15 protein-coding genes are annotated in these 16,480 nt (G+C 37.9%); 2 read left to right on the top strand and 13 right to left on the bottom strand.

Translation table 11 applies throughout. The features are described 5' to 3' along the window. Nucleotides 1-5: 5 nt before the first annotated feature. From CCB157_RS08195 to CCB157_RS08135, 13 genes are all read right to left on the bottom strand, one after another. The gene (locus CCB157_RS08195; RefSeq protein ID WP_202970040.1) at nt 6-1,496 is read right to left on the bottom strand and encodes a flippase; all 1,491 of its coding nucleotides are present in this window, start codon (nt 1,494-1,496) and stop codon (nt 6-8) included. Beyond that, the gene (glf, locus tag CCB157_RS08190; protein ID WP_077615428.1) at nt 1,493-2,599 is read right to left on the bottom strand and encodes a UDP-galactopyranose mutase; all 1,107 of its coding nucleotides are present in this window, start codon (nt 2,597-2,599) and stop codon (nt 1,493-1,495) included. The genes CCB157_RS08195 and glf overlap by 4 nt, the downstream gene beginning before the upstream one ends. Beyond that, nucleotides 2,599-3,627 (bottom strand): glycosyltransferase, encoded by a 1,029-nt coding sequence (locus CCB157_RS08185; protein WP_077615427.1) that lies wholly within the window; start codon nt 3,625-3,627, stop codon nt 2,599-2,601. The genes glf and CCB157_RS08185 overlap by 1 nt, the downstream gene beginning before the upstream one ends. Before the next feature lie 49 nt (nt 3,628-3,676). Further along, a complete protein-coding gene (locus tag CCB157_RS08180) occupies nt 3,677-4,807 on the bottom strand; it encodes a glycosyltransferase family 1 protein (RefSeq protein WP_077615426.1) in 1,131 nt (376 codons plus the stop codon). Between the two features lie 202 nt (nt 4,808-5,009). Continuing rightward, entirely contained in the window at nt 5,010-5,741 is a 732-nt protein-coding gene (locus CCB157_RS08175; protein WP_158077249.1) for a CDP-alcohol phosphatidyltransferase family protein, read from the bottom strand. A gap of 26 nt (nt 5,742-5,767) precedes the next feature. After that, nucleotides 5,768-6,826, bottom strand: coding sequence for a glycosyltransferase (locus CCB157_RS08170; RefSeq protein WP_077615424.1), 1,059 nt, complete (start codon nt 6,824-6,826; stop codon nt 5,768-5,770). A 38-nt stretch (nt 6,827-6,864) separates the two neighbouring features. Continuing rightward, nucleotides 6,865-8,259 carry an O-antigen ligase family protein gene (locus tag CCB157_RS08165; RefSeq protein WP_077615423.1) on the bottom strand — a complete coding sequence of 465 codons (1,395 nt, stop codon included), beginning with the start codon at nt 8,257-8,259 and terminating at the stop codon, nt 6,865-6,867. A gap of 105 nt (nt 8,260-8,364) precedes the next feature. After that, nucleotides 8,365-8,991: a sugar transferase gene (locus CCB157_RS08160; protein ID WP_238594642.1), complete on the bottom strand. Its 627-nt coding sequence runs from the start codon at nt 8,989-8,991 to the stop codon at nt 8,365-8,367. 344 nt (nt 8,992-9,335) lie between these two features. Next, nucleotides 9,336-10,214: a UTP--glucose-1-phosphate uridylyltransferase GalU gene (gene galU / locus CCB157_RS08155; RefSeq protein ID WP_077615421.1), complete on the bottom strand. Its 879-nt coding sequence runs from the start codon at nt 10,212-10,214 to the stop codon at nt 9,336-9,338. 46 nt (nt 10,215-10,260) lie between these two features. After that, nucleotides 10,261-11,028 (bottom strand): tyrosine-protein phosphatase, encoded by a 768-nt coding sequence (locus tag CCB157_RS08150; RefSeq protein ID WP_077615420.1) that lies wholly within the window; start codon nt 11,026-11,028, stop codon nt 10,261-10,263. A 344-nt stretch (nt 11,029-11,372) separates the two neighbouring features. Continuing rightward, entirely contained in the window at nt 11,373-12,071 is a 699-nt protein-coding gene (locus CCB157_RS08145; protein ID WP_143286978.1) for a CpsD/CapB family tyrosine-protein kinase, read from the bottom strand. Continuing rightward, nucleotides 12,061-12,804 (bottom strand): YveK family protein, encoded by a 744-nt coding sequence (locus CCB157_RS08140; RefSeq protein ID WP_077615418.1) that lies wholly within the window; start codon nt 12,802-12,804, stop codon nt 12,061-12,063. The genes CCB157_RS08145 and CCB157_RS08140 overlap by 11 nt, the downstream gene beginning before the upstream one ends. Nucleotides 12,805-12,990: 186 nt before the next feature. Then, the gene (locus CCB157_RS08135; protein ID WP_077615417.1) at nt 12,991-13,248 is read right to left on the bottom strand and encodes a hypothetical protein; all 258 of its coding nucleotides are present in this window, start codon (nt 13,246-13,248) and stop codon (nt 12,991-12,993) included. An 827-nt stretch (nt 13,249-14,075) separates the two neighbouring features. On the opposite strand from CCB157_RS08135, the gene CCB157_RS08125 reads away from it, so the two are divergent. Further along, nucleotides 14,076-15,614, top strand: coding sequence for an alpha/beta hydrolase (locus CCB157_RS08125; protein ID WP_077615415.1), 1,539 nt, complete (start codon nt 14,076-14,078; stop codon nt 15,612-15,614). Nucleotides 15,615-16,224: 610 nt separating this feature from the next. Further along, nucleotides 16,225-16,480: transposase (locus CCB157_RS08120; protein WP_193432276.1), on the top strand; the 256-nt coding region annotated here is incomplete at its 3' end.

Raw genomic sequence — 16,480 nt, 5'->3', positions numbered from 1 at the left:
TAATATTATTCTCTTTCATCTAAATCTCTATGACTCAACTTATTACTTTTTATTCTTAATTTCCCTACAATAAGTAATAATAATTTCATATTTAAATTAGATTTAAATAAAACCAGTAGCATTACATAGATAATTATTCCGGAGAAAACTTGGATAACCGTAGTTTTAACTCCGTTATGTAAGACCAATCCAATGAAATGAATCGAACTATACATAATAATTCCACTTACTATATATTTCCATGCAGAAGATAACAATTTTATAACCCTAATATCGTGCCGTATGAACCATAGCTGGACAAATGTTACAACAAGTTCCGCAATTAAAGTTGCAATTGCCGTACCCACCGATTGATAATATCTAATTAGAAACAAATTTAGAAAAAAATTAACAATTGCACCAGCTAATACGGACGTTGTAAACTCCCGCACTTTTCCAATAGGCATTAAATATTGCTGACCAATGACATTGCTCCAAGCAATAAACACAATGATAGGACTGATCACACAGATTAATAGTCCTGTTTTTTCGAATCCAGGCCCGAAAAACCACGGTGTAAATCCTTTCGCTATACCCGCAATCCCGAACATCATCGGGATTGATAGATAGGAAGCAAACTCAAAAGATTGATAAATATATTCTTTAACCTTTCTCATATCTCCTCTTGCAAACGTGTGAGAAACCCGAGGCAACATGACAATCCCCATAGCTGTAACAATTGAGAGAGCAATTTTGACTATTTTATCGGCATTATCAAAAAAGCCCACCTCTTCTGTCTTTGAAAAGTATCCTAACATTGTTTTATTTAGAACAACATATATTTGGATAGCCATTTGTGGGAAAAATAAAGAAATTGATGGGATAAAATGTTTTGTCACATCCCGCCATTTCAATTTAACCTTTTGAACAGTTTTTGGTAAATAAAACCAAAGTGTCAGTTGCCCAAGTAACTGGGATACTGACAAAATAAAAACATATTTCCATAAATCAATGGGTGTTTTCACAAAAACGTAAATACATATAACACCAATAATGCGAACTATTAAATTTCTTACAACGGTTTTTTTAAAATCCTCCAATCCCATAAACAACCATGAAATATCTAATGCCGCTGCCAAAATCAAAATCGATTGGATTAAAAAAATACCCTTATATTGATCAGTTATTTGTAAAAAACATAAGAAAATAACATATGTTAAAGAGGTTGTAATGATTTTTAATATAAAAATCCCCCAAAATGTTCGACTTAGTTTTGTTCTATCATCTCTAACGTATGCTATGGCTCTGTTACCGTAAAGGGCAATTCCTAACGTACCAAATAAAATAAAGTATTGGGTTATAGAATTAGTATATGCATTAATACCAACGCCATTACTCCCCAATACTCTTGAAATATAAGGTACAGTTATTAGAGGTATCAAAAGATTTATAATTTGATAAACGGCATTATAAAAATAGTTTTTAGCAATACTCATAGGTGTTTCCTTTTCACTCACTCAAATTCTTTTTTAACAACTGCTAAAGCAGCCCCTATTACCTGATGCATATCATAATATTTATACATTCCTAGTCTACCGCCAAAAATTACGTTTGGCAATTGATCAGCCAATTGGCGATACCTCTTAAACATCTCATTGTTCTTCTCATCATTAATTGGGTAATAGGGTTCATCCCCTTTTTTCCATTTTTTTGGATACTCTTTTGTAATAATTGTTTTTGGTTGAGTCCCAAATTCAAAGTGCTTATGTTCGATGATACGTGTAAATGGTGTTTCGGCATCAGTGTAATTAACTACTGCATTCCCCTGATAATTTTCCTGATCCAAAATTATTGTCTCAAATTCCAAACTTCTATACTCCAATGTACCAAATTGATAATCAAAAAACTGATCAATCATACCTGTATATACAATACGGGGAAATTCCTTCAAATACTCTTCTTTATGTTCAAAGAAATCTTTTTCAAGTTCAACATCAATTAAATCGCTGGACAACATCTTTTCAACAATTTGTGTATACCCACCTATAGGTATACCTTGATATTTATCATTGAAGTAATTATTATCATACGTAAAGCGAACCGGGAGACGTTTGATAATAAAAGCAGGTAATTCCGTTGCTTTGCGTCCCCACTGCTTTTCCGTATATCCTTTAATTAATTTTTCATAAATATCCGTCCCGACCAATGAAATCGCTTGTTCTTCCAAATTTCTTGGTTTATCTATTCCCGCAGCCGCTTTCTGTTCTTCAATTTTCGCTTTGGCCTCCTCTGGTGTTACAACGCCCCATAACTTGTTAAATGTATTCATATTAAAAGGTAAATTATAGATTTCACCTTTATAATTCGCTATTGGACTATTTATAAAGTGGTTAAATTCAGCAAACCGATTAACATATTCCCAAATTTCTTTATTATTTGTATGAAAAATATGCGCGCCATACCTATGAACATTAATGCCTTCTATATTTTCTGTATAAATGTTTCCGGCAATATGATTTCTTTTTTCAATGACTTTTACTTTTTTTCCTCTTTTAGAAGCTTCATATGCAAATACACTTCCAAAAAGTCCTGAACCAACAACTAGATAATCATATTCCATTATTTATCCTCCAATAAAAAACTTTTTGCTTTTTGAATAGCTGTCTTAATAAAATATCCATTTCTAATTTTTCTAGCTATTTCCAGGGCATTATTTCTCATCAATTCATATTCTTTATTAGAAACTTTTTCTATTTCCTCATCTAATTTTCCTAAATCACTCAATAATAACCCCAAATTATTATTTTTTATAAATTCTGCTAAAGCAGCATCCTTCCAAATTATCACTGGTAATCCTGAACTCAAGTATAAGGATGTTTTATGGGGATTATTATATCTTAAATATTCCCCAAACAATCCAACACACGAATTTATTGCTTCCCCATCCCAGACCAATCCGTAAGTACCTTCTAAAAATAAAGGTAATTCATCCGGAGGAAATGATCCCATATATTTTATATTATTTGAATGATAGACTTGAGGATTGGGACCAAATAATAACAACTCATTCTTTAAATTCCTCAATTTACTAATAAATCTAGCCTTATTTAAATTTCCTGCAAAAATAATTTGATTTTTATTATTATTAACACGTTTAATTGGGTTTGGGTTATAATAGTCAAATATTTCCAAATCTATAATTTTTCTTTCCACTCCACTTTGCTTTAAAAAAGTTGTCATTTTTGCATTATGAGAAATTATAACATCAAATTTATTTAAATTTCTAATTTCCTCATTAACACTTTTAGGATTGGTGGAATATCTAATAGATTCTAAATCATGTATAATAACAACAGTAAATAATCTTTTTAGTTTAATCATCTTGATTAAGAAATTAGTAAAATACTTTTTCCAAGGTAACGGATATTGAATAATTATTATATCTTTATTATTTAATTTGGATAATTTTCTTTTGATATTATGTTTTAAAAAAATAAGTTTTTCCAGACGTCCCACTTCACGATCAAAAAATATTTTAGGAATTCCCATTTCACTCAAAAAAAGACTTATATCGTTTCTTGCTTTTGAGCCGGCGTGATAATCTCGAGATCCGATTATTTCAATTGCATATATATTATTTTTACTCATTAGAAATGCTCCCTTAACATTTAACTAAAATAACTATGAGTTCAAGAAATCATTCAAGCATTTTAAAATAGAGTGTAGCTAATTCTGTTGCTACATCCACAATATCATATCCTGAATCTTTTACTTGTTTAAATCCATTTATTCTTTGGCTCAAATCGTTATTTGTAATACTTTTTAATATCTCATTTGCCCAAAACTCAGGCTCTTTATTAAGCGATATAAATTTTATAAACTGCGAACATTTAATTTCTTTATCAATTGTGTCTGATACAAACGATATTAACCCAGAAGTTTGAGCCTCAATTAATGATAATGGTAACCCCTCAAATAAAGATGGAAATAAAAAAACATCCATGGCTTGTAAAAGTTCATTTACATTATTTCTTAATCCCAAAAAATATACACTATCATTAAGACCTAATTTATTTGATAATTCTATTATCTCTCCTTTTCTGCTCCCTTCGCCTATTAAAATTAAAACAGAATCTTTATTCCTATTATGTATTTCTTTAAATACTTTTATAATAAAAGGGTGATTTTTTTGTGTTTCAAATCGCCCTACATGTCCCACGACAAATTTATTTTCAATACCTAATTCCTCTCTAATACTCTTCCGCATGGTTGGTGAAAATTTATATGAATCTAGAAAGATTCCGTTTTTTATAATTTTAACCTTATTTTTTTTGATTAAATCTGACTTATAAAACCATTCAGCTGCTTTATTTGAACATGCAAAATAATCAGTCGCATATTTTGCGATAATATATCTACCTAAATTGTGTATATGTTTTGCTACGAAATTATTCGCAATTGTTTCGCTATAGGAATTATGGGAATGCATTATTATTCTTGGTATATTAAATCTCTTTGCTAAAAGAACTGGAACAAATTTAATTAAAGTGTCATAATGGAAATGGATAACATCATAATTTTTTGCAACACCTTTTAATAAATAAAACCAATCAAGTAAATATTTTAATGGGTTTTTTTTAATGGGAGTTACATAATAAACATTCCATCCTCTTTCTTTCATTTCATCCTTATAGTCATTTATGCCAGTATCATTTACAAAATCTATTTGTAAATTTTTAATAGTCCCCATTGCTGTATAAACATTCATCAGAAATTTTGTTATTCCCCCACCACGGATCATTCCTCCGACAACGAGTATTTTTTTCAAATCTTATTCCCCCCTTACTCTAATCTAATTCCTATAGTGGTACAATTGTTTGTTAAAGCAGTAAGACAAACCACTTACAAACGATTCTCGCGTTATTTACAATAAATTAATTAAAGATTAATTGTTGGATTTAAACCGAAGCGTTTTTGGTAGATCTGCAAAAATTATTTCGTCATGATATCCTCTAGAGGAAGACTACTCATTAATTCTTAGGAACAGCCATCAAGGTTTTATATATCGAGTATAAAGCTATTAATAAATGGACAACAAAATAAAAAATCAAATATAAATCCAAACTTTTTGTAATAACTGCGATTAGAAGTAATGGATTAGATAATCCAGCCATCCCTGCAACATTTAATCCAATTTTATAAAAAATATTATAATTATTCTTGTTAGTTGCAATAGAACTATATTCTGTAAATAGGTTTTGCGCTTTATGTTCAATAAGCCTTGGTAATATTGTAAACAATGAAGTCAAACAACCAAGCAAAATATATATCCAATCATTATATAATACAATAGACTTATTGCCTGATAAGAATACAGAAAGACCAATTCCAGTATATAAAAAAGATGTGAATATGTAACCGCTAATACCATCTAAAAATTCACCGAATTTACTTGTCTGTTCATTAAATCTTGCAATATTACCATCAACACAATCAAAAATTATCCAAAAGTTAATTAATATGGCACCCGTTAATTGCAATTTAAAAGTACCTACAGCCATTATTATTGCACCGATAAACCCAATAAACGCAGAAATTATTGTAGCAAAATTCGGGCTTATTTTTAACTTTAGAAAAACCCATGTGAAATAATAGGACAGAGGTCGAACAAAATAATAAACCCAAAGATCTAATCTATCTATATCTTTTTTATAGCTTGGTAAACTACTTTTAATATTTCGTATAGTAATTTTTTTATCCAACCTGTAAACTCCTCCGAAAACTATTTCTATTCGAAATATATTTTTTTATAATTCTTAATCGTATCTTCTATATTAAATTTTTCACATACGATTTCCTTCGACTTTTTACCCATCTTAATAATTAATGCTTTACTTTTAATTAAATTAGATATGTGCAAGCATGCTTCATTTAAATCATTGAAAACAAAACCATTAAGACTTGGACTAACTAAATCAACATTCCCTATAGAATTACTAACAATTATTGGCTTTTCCAAATACATTGCTTCTATAACTGATATAGGTAACCCTTCCCATAAAGATGTCTGAATATATATATCAATTTCCATTAATTTTTTTATTACTTCTTTTCTATCCAGCCAACCTGTGCAATAAACATTATTACTACTTAATTTATGTACTAAACTCCCATCTCCAATCCAAATAAAATCTAATCCAGGAAATTTTTTAGCAATATCATTAAATAATCCAGGGTTTTTTTGATATTCAACTCTTCCAACAGTCCCAATCTTAATTTTACTATTCCCAACATTTTTAACTTTAATATTTGATATCTCCCTTTGAAATCTATTTATATTAATACCGTTATTTATGTAAATTGTATTTTTTGTAAATCTTTGAATCTCGTTTTTTTCAGATTTGGAGACACCTATAACTAGTTCACATAAATTTGACATTATTTTCTCCACAAAAAATAATATCAACCTTACAACTTTAGGTATATCTTTTCTTAAATATGCTAAACCATGAGGATTATAATATACTTTTCCTTTATATCCACAAATTTTTGTAGCGATTCTTCCTACAAACCCAGCTTTAGAAGAATGCAGATGAATTACATCAGGTTTAATTTTTTTTATTATCTTTACTAATTTTAATATTGAATATATGCTTTTGTTGATACCCATATTTAAATAAATAAAATGAATGTTTGGGTCAAAGTCATTGATAAATTTTTTTGGAGTCTCCTTTCTATTTGAGTAAACAACAGTAACATCATGATCTTTTGCTAAGTCATTACATAAATCTATAAGAAAGCTATAAACCCCGCCACCAAATGACTCAGTAACTTGTAAAATTTTCATAAAACCTCACCAATTAATTAATAAAATTGTCATAGACGTTAATACCTACTTAATTTCTTTTTAAAATATTGACGGACAACTACGAAAAAGAAAAACATTATAAGATAAATACTTTCATACCAATAAAAGATGAATAGTGAGCTAATCAAATAGAAAATAAAGAAAAAATATGCAGAATCCTTGATAGCATCAATTATTTGACATTCATTTTTATTAAGACCAATTAATTTTGCCTTCTTGCTTATCATTCTAAAATCTTTCAATAGATTGTATACATAAACAAAGATCAAAATAACACAAATAGAGCCGAATTGAGCGAATAAACCAAATAGAACGCTTAATACTGGATAATAATTTTGAGGTAAAAATACATATTGATACTCTGCGTTATAAGTTGTCCAAATCGGGACATTCTTAAATAGATAATAATTTTGGAAATTCCACCCTATACCAATAATAAAATGTTTTAGCCACGTAATTATTAAGCCTATTGTTCCACCTATACGATTCATTAATGAGTCACTTTCGGCTTTATTAAAAAGATATTTATCCAATATTTCCATCATGAAAGAATTATTGATTAAAATAAAATAGACCACAAAACCAAGTATTAGCAAAACTGATGCTGATGTTATTTTTCTTTTTATTGGCAAGCCCATCCAAAAAAACATAATAATTAATATGATTGACATAATTCCTGTTGTTGTTTTCGCAAAAAATAAAATTACTGTTATAAACAATAACACGGTATAGAAAAAAACACCTTTATATTTTGATTTTATAGAGAAAATATTTACTTTATTTTTTATTGATGCCAATATGAAAGGAACAAAGATAACTAATAGCTGAATAGCTAAATAATCCGATTCAGGGTTTAATCCATTTATTCTATGAGAAGTTTGAACATAACTTCCCGCTATATACCAATCTCTATCATATCTATTTTCAAAGTGTCTTCCAATAAACTCCACTATTCCAGAAAATAAGTTAGGAAACAACAAATATAGAAACTGTAGATAAGTTATCATCAAAAGAATAATTAAAGCTATACCATTACCTCTTATGAATCTTAGTATACTCTTTTCGTTATTTACAGTGATCTTCACAGTAATATAATGCAAAAAAATACATGCCATAAAAATAATTAATTTTATAAATTCTTTAATAGGATCTCGATTAAAGATATTGTTTCCGATTTCAGCATGGCTCAACATCATTGCAATTATCTGACAACATAATACAATAAATATGCAAATAGCAACCCTAATACTAAACCATTGTTTAATATTTATTTTAACTCCTATTATTAATGCAAACAAAATGATAAACATATAAACATATATTGGAATTTCAGATAGATAAGAAATTGATGACACAGAAATACCAATAACATGTTTAATAAATAAACTAATTGGTAGAAGTATGTATGCCATTACAATACCCTCATGCAATATAATAATTTTTTATTTTAAAATCCAATTTAATCATTCCTTCAATACTACAGTATTTAATTATAAATTATAAATCAAATAAAATTACTAGAAAGCACCTTTTTTCGTAATAACACTTAAAACCGTTTTAAGTAAAATGATAATATCTAACCGAAGCGATTGATTATACACATAGAATAATTCAATATCTACTCTTTCTGGATACCCTACATTACTTCTCCCATTTACCTGCCAATAACCGGTAATGCCAGGTTTAACGGATAAAAAATGGGATACCTTTGCCCCATATTCTATTAATTCCTCTTCAACGACTGGTCTAGGACCAACCAAACTCATCTCACCTTTTAGAACATTAATAAATTGTGGGATTTCGTCAAGACTGGTTTTACGTAAAAAACGCCCTAATCTTGTTATCCGTGGATCCTCGTGAGGCTCTAATTTATAATTATTATTTAAATATTTTTTATAAAGATTTTTATCGGAAATTAGCTTTTCTTCCGCATTTACTACCATCGAACGAAACTTATATATATAAAATTTTTTTCCATTCTTACCAATACGAATCTGTTTAAAAAGAAGTGGACCTTTAGATTCTCCAAAAAGATAAAAAAAGCCAATTATCAAATACAGTGGGCTAGTTAAAATAAGAAGTACAAGTGCACCAATAATATCCAATGTACGTTTTGTAAAAGCGAAAAGCAAAGAAGAGTCCACTTTACTTTTAAATTGTACAGAATCATAATTATGGCTATATACTGGTCCTCGTGTATTATTGACCTTTTCTACAACTTTTTCCAATTTCTTCCCCCCTAATCCCATAAATTTTATATAGTAACTGATAAAGACGTGTAATAAAAATATTTCAGGGCATCTAACCCACCCTCACGCCACACCTTCGACGACAAGCGTCTAAGGTGGCCGGACCGTCATCGTCCCCACCCACAGCGTGGCCGAGTGCCTCCATTGTTAACGGTAAGGAGACATCACCGATCGTTTTCAAATTGTTAAAAGCCAATCAATTGAACTCGCTTTATAAGATCACCTTGCTAGCCATCAGATTAAGACGTAATCAAGTCCTCTCTGACAATTTCTTTTAAATATTTAAGAACAGAGGGGCCAATAGATTCATTTTGCAGCGCAAAATCTATGGTCGTCAGCACAAAACCCAATTTTTCGCCGACGTCATATCGTTTGCCCTCGAAATTATAGGCATAGACGTCTTGGATTTCACTGAGCATCTTAATGGCGTCGGTCAATTGGATTTCACCGCCTGCGCCGATGACGCCCTTTTCAAGGAACGAGAAAATTTCCGGCGTTAACACATAGCGACCCATGATTGCGAGATTTGACGGGGGGTTTTCTTTCGGTTTCTCAACAAGGTCGGACACTTTGTACAACCGACCGCCGGTTTCGGACGCCGCGACGATACCGTAACGAGACGTTTCTTCAAAGGGAACTTCTTGGACGCCCAAGACGGAGGCTCCGGTTACCTCATACTGATCGATGAGCTGCTTTATGCAGGGGGGATTGGATTGGACAATGTCATCACCCAGCAGTACCGCAAACGGCTCGTCACCGATAAATTTTCGGGCACACCAGACGGCATGACCCAGGCCCTTCGGATCTTTCTGTCTTATGTAATGAATGTCGACTTGTGACGGCTGCTGGACTTTTTCCAAAAGGTCGTATTTTTTCTTTTTAATGAGGTTATCCTCCAGTTCAAAGGCGTTGTCAAAATGGTCTTCGATGGCTCGCTTGCCTTTACCGGTCACGATGATAATATCCTCGATCCCCGCTGCGAGCGCTTCCTCGACAATGTATTGGATCGTCGGTTTGTCGACGATCGGCAACATCTCTTTCGGCATCGCCTTGGTCGCCGGCAAAAACCGAGTGCCGAGACCTGCGGCCGGTATAATCGCTTTTCTCACTTTTTTCAATGGTCAATGCCCCCTTATAAAACACAATGCACTCATCAGTATCATCTTAGAACAAGCCTAAAAACTTTTTCTCCCGGATTCGGGTCGGCTGGTCGCGATTGACGGTTTGACCGTTGATCAAAAGTTCGGCGTTTTCCTCGAAAAGATAACGGGTGCCGGAGCCGAACGCATGTTGAATCTCCTTATAAGCTTCGCGCAGATGAAAAGCCCGCGTCGTCGTGTTGTGCGCATCCGACGCAACAAAGTGAGCCAAGCCGTGCTCGATGAGATCGAAAGCGAGCTTACGGATCTTTTTACCGAACCGTCCTGTAAGGCTCGCGGCGGTAACTTGAGAGAGCGCGCCGTTATTGATCAAGTGATAGAGCACATCGGGGTGATCAAAAATCTCGTTGTTCCGCTCCGGATGGACGATGACCGGGACGACGCCGGCGAGCTGCAGGTCGTAAAAAAGTTGCGCGGCGTAGCGCGGCACATGGTTCGTCGGAAATTCAACGAAGAGATACACGCCGCTGTCGTTCATTGTCAGCACATCGCCCTTCTCTAGTCCTTCCAGCATGTCACCGTGGAGCCGATTTTCCTGGCCAGGCAGGACGGTCACAGGCACCCCTTTTCTCTCAAACAACTCGTTTAAAAGGGTCACTTGCATCTCAATTGACGCTTTATTATTTTCATAAACGCCATTTTTGTGGTGCGGTGTCGCGACGATGTGCGTAATCCCCTCGGAATAAGCGGCGCGCGCCATATCAAGGGCTTCTTGCTCCGTTTTCGCCCCATCATCGACACCCGGCAAGATGTGGCAATGCAAATCGATCATAATGGAAACCCTCTCCCGAATATAAGAAAACGTTTCTCTCTGTCTCTGTTAAACCAGCAATCTTACAAGACATTCCTGCTTCGTTCAGTTTTGACCACTCAATTGTCATAGGATAAAAGTCCCGCTTTGAAATGGTAATTATTGCGGCGATATGCCGTTTTCGCGAAAAACAATTCGAATCTGTCATTCCCCCGCTGAGCCGCGGGGGAATAACCTTTAAATCTAGCGAATCGCCGCCTGTTTTAAATTTATCAAAAAACATCACCTATTATTGGGTCATCTATCCGATATGGGCAATTTTATCCATACGAATCATCAAGGGCCGAACGAAAGACAGGAAAATATCAGTGACCGTAGTAGTAATAATAATGGCCTTCGCGCATCGGCTTGCGGTTCAAAACGACGCCGAGCAAGCGCGCGTTCGCCTTCTGCAACAAGTCGCGCGCTTCGATCGCCGCCTCCCTCTCCGTTTGTCCGCTCGCAACGACGAGAACGGTGCCGTCGCAAAAGCTCGAGAGGATTTGCGCGTCCGTCACAGCGAGTACAGGCGGGCTGTCGAAAAGAATGACGTCGAAACGGTCATAAACGTCATTCAAAAACTCGCGCATCGCCTTGGAGCCGAGCAGCTCTGCCGGATTCGGGGGGATCGGCCCGCTCGTAATGATGTAAAGGTGATCGACTTCGCTCTTGCGCACGACTTCCGGCAATCTAGCTTGCTTCGTCAACAAGTTGGTCAAACCGAACGTATTGTTCAATCGGAAAGTATAGTGGACAGTCGGCTTGCGCATGTCCGCATCGATCAGAAGCACGCGTTTTCCTTGCTGAGCCATGACAACGGCGAGGTTCGCGGTCGTCATCGACTTGCCTTCAGAAGGGCCGGAAGACGTGACGACAAGGGTTTTCAGTTCCCTGTCAGCCAGGGAAAACTCGATGTTCGTCCGGATCGTCCGGTACTGTTCAGAGATCGGCGATTTCGGATCCAAGTGCGTAATCAAGCTGCGCTGTTTGGCGCTGTTTAAATCTTTCCGCGCTTTACGCTTCAACGCCTTCACCTCCCATCCGGCGGGCGGCTCGGGCTTTCGAGGCGGCGCGCAAATCGTTCGCGCTCGCTTCCATTACGGCGCCCAACACGGGCAATTCGAGAAATTGTTCGATGTCTTCTTCGGTTTTGATCGTGTTATCCAAATATTCCAAGAGGAAAGCGAGCCCGACGGACACCATCAAGCCGACGACGAACGCAATCGCCATGTTCAGCGTCGGTTTTGGCGCGACGGGGTGACCGTCCTCCGCCAACCTCGCCTTCGATAAAATGCTGACGTTATCAATGCTCATGATGGTCGGAATTTTGTCGGCGAACACTTCAGCAATGGTGTTGGCAATTTTGAGCGCCTTCGCCGGGTTTTCATCCCGGACGGAAACCGAGAACACTTGCGAGTTTTGCTTGCTTTCCACAGATAATTGCCCCTGTAGCTCATCCGGCGTGACATTGAGATGAAGCTTATCAATAACGTCTTTTAAAATCGTCGGGCTTTTGATAATATCGCTGTACGTATTGACCAATTGGACATTGGCTTGAACGACGCCGGTGTTAAACTGCGCCTGGTCTTTAAGCGATTGGTTGACCAAGATTTCCGTATCCGCTTCGTATTTTGGCGTCAATAGAAAATAGGTAATGATAGCACTGGCAGCAATTGCAAGCAGCGTGATCACAGTGATCATGGCCAGCCGTTTTTTCAGGATTCGAAAAATGTCTTGCAAACTGATCGTCTCTTCCATGTCGAGCCTCCGCTAGCGGAAATATTTAGATGATAAAAAACCAATCGTATTATAGCACATTTTTCGAGCGTTGTTGCCAAATATTCGGGAGACTCGAAAAAAAAGTATCCTTTTCGTCAAAGTCTCTTAAAAGGTTGGAAAAAGTGCCGATATATTTAATAGGCGTCACGTGGACGCCCTCGGGACTCAATTATTGGCCGGAAGCGGTTCAATGTAATAAATGAATTCCGTCGTCCCCCTTAAGAACGATTTTTTCATCAAGTAAACCCGGTACGTGCCGTCCTCGAGGGAATCCATGCGGCTCAACTCCAGTTTATGCTTTTTACAAAACTTCTCGACCGCCTGTTGCAAGGTGGGAGCGACCACCTCATCGACAGGGGAATCGTATGCCCGGGCGTTCGTCTTTTTCCCATCGTATTCCAAGAAAAATTCATAATGCCCCATGTCCCGTACCTCTTTTCCTGTTGCCCACTCATTAAAAAAGTGTTTTTATCCTGGACTATTGGGCCTAGTGATATAACGAACGCTACGGCCAGTTTTTTTGCTTCTACATTTTATGCCTCAAATCGTTACACAATCATTACACAATATTGGAATTTCCGGCAAGCGTCGTCGCAATTCGCCATTTCTACTTTCTTTATTTACCATAAAGTCGAAGTTGGCTAGGCCTTTCTTCACTATGAAAAATTTTTCACAATGCACACAACATCTTTTTAAGAATCCATCTTTCGGTCAACGATGGACCTCTTTTCGTGGCCAATCATTCTAACTCACTGTCTGCGGATCCGTTCTTTAGACTCGTACACTTCATCAATCCTTGCGCCTTTTGACCCTTCTGATCATATTTTCACAACATATGAAATAATGGACAAACAATATTCCTACTCATGCTCCAATCTTTTTGACCTGTCCTTGACGCCCCCCTTCCACGTCGCTCAGACCTTTGTTCTTTATTTGAGATTATTTCTGTTTATTATAATGAATACCAACTTTTTTGTCTGCACCTTTTGGACTAATTTTTCACGTCCGGCATTCAGAAAGACTCTTTTTTGGCCACCTAATACGAACGTCCCATTTTTTCTAAATATTCGTAGTTTGCTTCCTTCGATTGCGGTATAATGGAACAAAAACAATTTATTGGAAATGGCGGTAAACAAAGTGGCCTGACCGCCTCTGATGCGTAATTGTCGCCGGAAAGTGTGAATGGTACATGCGCATCGCCACCACATAAACGACAGGAAAGACTAGCAAGACGTTGGGAGGGAATATGGATGCTCGGCAAATCTTCCCAAACAAGCCGTCATTCGAAAGTTGAGCCACCGGCGGATCGAGGGAGCGCTCCGGAAACGATCCTCTTCATTCATGGGCTCGGCTATGATCGCCATATATGGGACGGCGTCATTGAACGATTAGGGGAAAACTATTATCCCGTCAGCTACGATCTGCCCGGGCACGGCGAGCGCGGGGATCGGGACGTCACGCTGACCTGGGATCTTTTGTGCCAAGATTTATTGGCCGTCATTGAAAGCACGGGCTCCCGATGCTGCCATCTCGTCGGCCATGAATTCGGCGCGGTCCTCGCGATGAAAGCCGCCTTCCGTTTTCCGGAACGCGTGCGCTCGTTAACGCTCATCTCCGCTCAACTTTACTTCCCAAAAGACCTTTTTCTTTTTGATTTTAGTGGCCGTCTCGAATTGATAGAAGCCGATCGGGAAACGTTTATCGAGGACATGATTCCTAGGCAAATCTATACGCCAGATGAAAAGAACCGGGCCATTATTGAGGGCGGTTTGCGCCGCGTGGCTTCAAAAGCATACCGCTCGGGGATTGAACTCGTCTTCAAAGAAGAGACCGCTATGATCAAAGCGCTGCCCCACCTTAAAATGCCTGTGCTTTTTGTCGGCGGCGACCGTTCCCCGGTTCTGCCGCCGCATTTGATCGCCTTGTTTGCCGCGGCCGTGCCGAAAAGCGGGTTGCAGATCATCCCGAATGCCGCGAGCGCGGTTTTTTTGGACCAACCTGAGCTCTTTACTGCCGCGCTTACCGAGTTTTACCGGACGCATGACTCTTTCCAATACTCGAAAACCCGGGAATTTTTGATGGAAAAAGTCCGCACCGCCTTGGAAGAGGTCTATTGGGCGACCATCGCGACTCCCAGTTTGGAAGTGCGGGTCATCGGCGATTTTTCCGTTCGCTGGAATAAACGGCCGGTCGTCGGGAATTGGGATCGGCGGTTGGCGAAGGAATTGTTGGCTTTTCTAACCTTAACGCCGACGGTTTCGCGCGAGCATCTGATCGACGTCTTTTTCCCGGACGCTTCTTTAAAAAACGCGAAAAACTATTTGCGGGTAATGATCAGCCATTTAAAAACGATCTTCGAAGACCATGATCCCGCGCTCAGGGGCGTGCTCCAGGTGACGCGCAGCACGGTCCATCTTAATTGCGAAGTCCAATGCGATCTGAAGGATTTCCTGAGCAACCTGAAACAAGGATTTGGCGAAGAACGGCCGCTTTTGGAGCGAAAGGCCAACTTGATCAACCTATTATTCATTTACAAGCGGGGATTGATGGACGGATTTCGCGCCCCTTGGGTTTTCGATCTCTTAAAAAAAATTGAAGATACATTGGCCAATACGCTCGTCGATCTCGTTCGGGAGTTGGAAGCCGCAGGCCTGTACGACGAGGCGATCCAGTTGCTCAAAATCGCCCAGCCCGTCGAAGTGTACGACGGCTATTGCGATGAAAAAATTGCCGAACTCCGCGAGAAAAAACAGGACCGGCAACGGGATGCGTTTACGCCAAATCTTTGAACCACCGGTTTGACCGATCGCGCCGATTCGAGCGACGAAATTCAAATAACCCGTGGAAACGGCAGGTTGTTGGATTTCCTTATCATCATGAATCGATCCACCGGCGCCGGAGACAATTCCTTTTTACGTTGCTCGTGGTTGCCCGGTCACTGCCCATCCCAAGGGATCAGCCGGCAAACCGTGGCAACAGGCCGGGCTTTTTGCTGTCGGGCACGACTTATATTTGAACACTGACTTTACTTTTCTCTATATAGAGAATCAGGAGGGGGGCGCTGGTCTCCTCTTTTCAATCCTCGTCGATTAATATGTTGACGCAAACTCACCCTTCGAGGATTTTCGCGGCACGAATAGCGGAGGGAAAAGACCGGTCGGTGTTCTGTCGCATCGCGTCACAGCGAGGGAGAGGGAACGCTTTATCAACAATTTGCGGCACGTGAACGTCTACAAATTGCGGTTTTGCGCGCGGTTGGTTGAAATGATGACAAAAAATGCATAAAATCCAGTTGAGTCCGTAAAATTGTGTAAAAAGGAAATGTAAAAAGAGCCACGTTGCTTTCCCTTTGATAGAATGAAAGTGAACCAAAAACCAAACAAAAAGGAGGAAAGCAACATGGCTCAATACAATATTACAATAAGCGATGAAATCCTGCACGGGTTCCTGTCGCAAGATCAAGGACTGGCCAAACTGTTGGAACAGGTCTTGAATCAAATCCTTGAAGCCCAGTTAACGGATCAACTTGGCGCCGGCCGTTATGAGCGCACAGAGGGGCGAAAAGGCTATCGAAACGGGTCTTATCCCCGGCAATTGACGACTCGGGTGGGACGGTTGACCTTGCGCGTGCCGCGGACAAGGGATGGGGAATTTT

Source organism: Caenibacillus caldisaponilyticus (genome assembly GCF_002003465.1).
GTDB lineage: Bacteria > Bacillota > Bacilli > Bacillales > Sporolactobacillaceae > Caenibacillus > Caenibacillus caldisaponilyticus.
Note: the sequence above shows the minus strand (reverse complement) of the source record. Positions and strands in the feature narration are given on the sequence as shown.

Bases quoted from the DNA above. Each gene is read 5' to 3' on its own strand.
- CCB157_RS08150 (WP_077615420.1), bottom strand. From the start codon at position 11,028: ATGATCGATTTGCATTGCCACATCTTGCCGGGTGTCGATGATGGGGCG.
- CCB157_RS08185 (WP_077615427.1), bottom strand. From the start codon at position 3,627: ATGAGTAAAAATAATATATATGCAATTGAAATAATCGGATCTCGAGAT.
- CCB157_RS08125 (WP_077615415.1), top strand. From the start codon at position 14,076: ATGCTCGGCAAATCTTCCCAAACAAGCCGTCATTCGAAAGTTGAGCCA.
- glf (WP_077615428.1), bottom strand. From the start codon at position 2,599: ATGGAATATGATTATCTAGTTGTTGGTTCAGGACTTTTTGGAAGTGTA.
- CCB157_RS08170 (WP_077615424.1), bottom strand. From the start codon at position 6,826: ATGAAAATTTTACAAGTTACTGAGTCATTTGGTGGCGGGGTTTATAGC.
- CCB157_RS08165 (WP_077615423.1), bottom strand. From the start codon at position 8,259: ATGGCATACATACTTCTACCAATTAGTTTATTTATTAAACATGTTATT.
- CCB157_RS08140 (WP_077615418.1), bottom strand. From the start codon at position 12,804: ATGGAAGAGACGATCAGTTTGCAAGACATTTTTCGAATCCTGAAAAAA.
- CCB157_RS08135 (WP_077615417.1), bottom strand. From the start codon at position 13,248: ATGGGGCATTATGAATTTTTCTTGGAATACGATGGGAAAAAGACGAAC.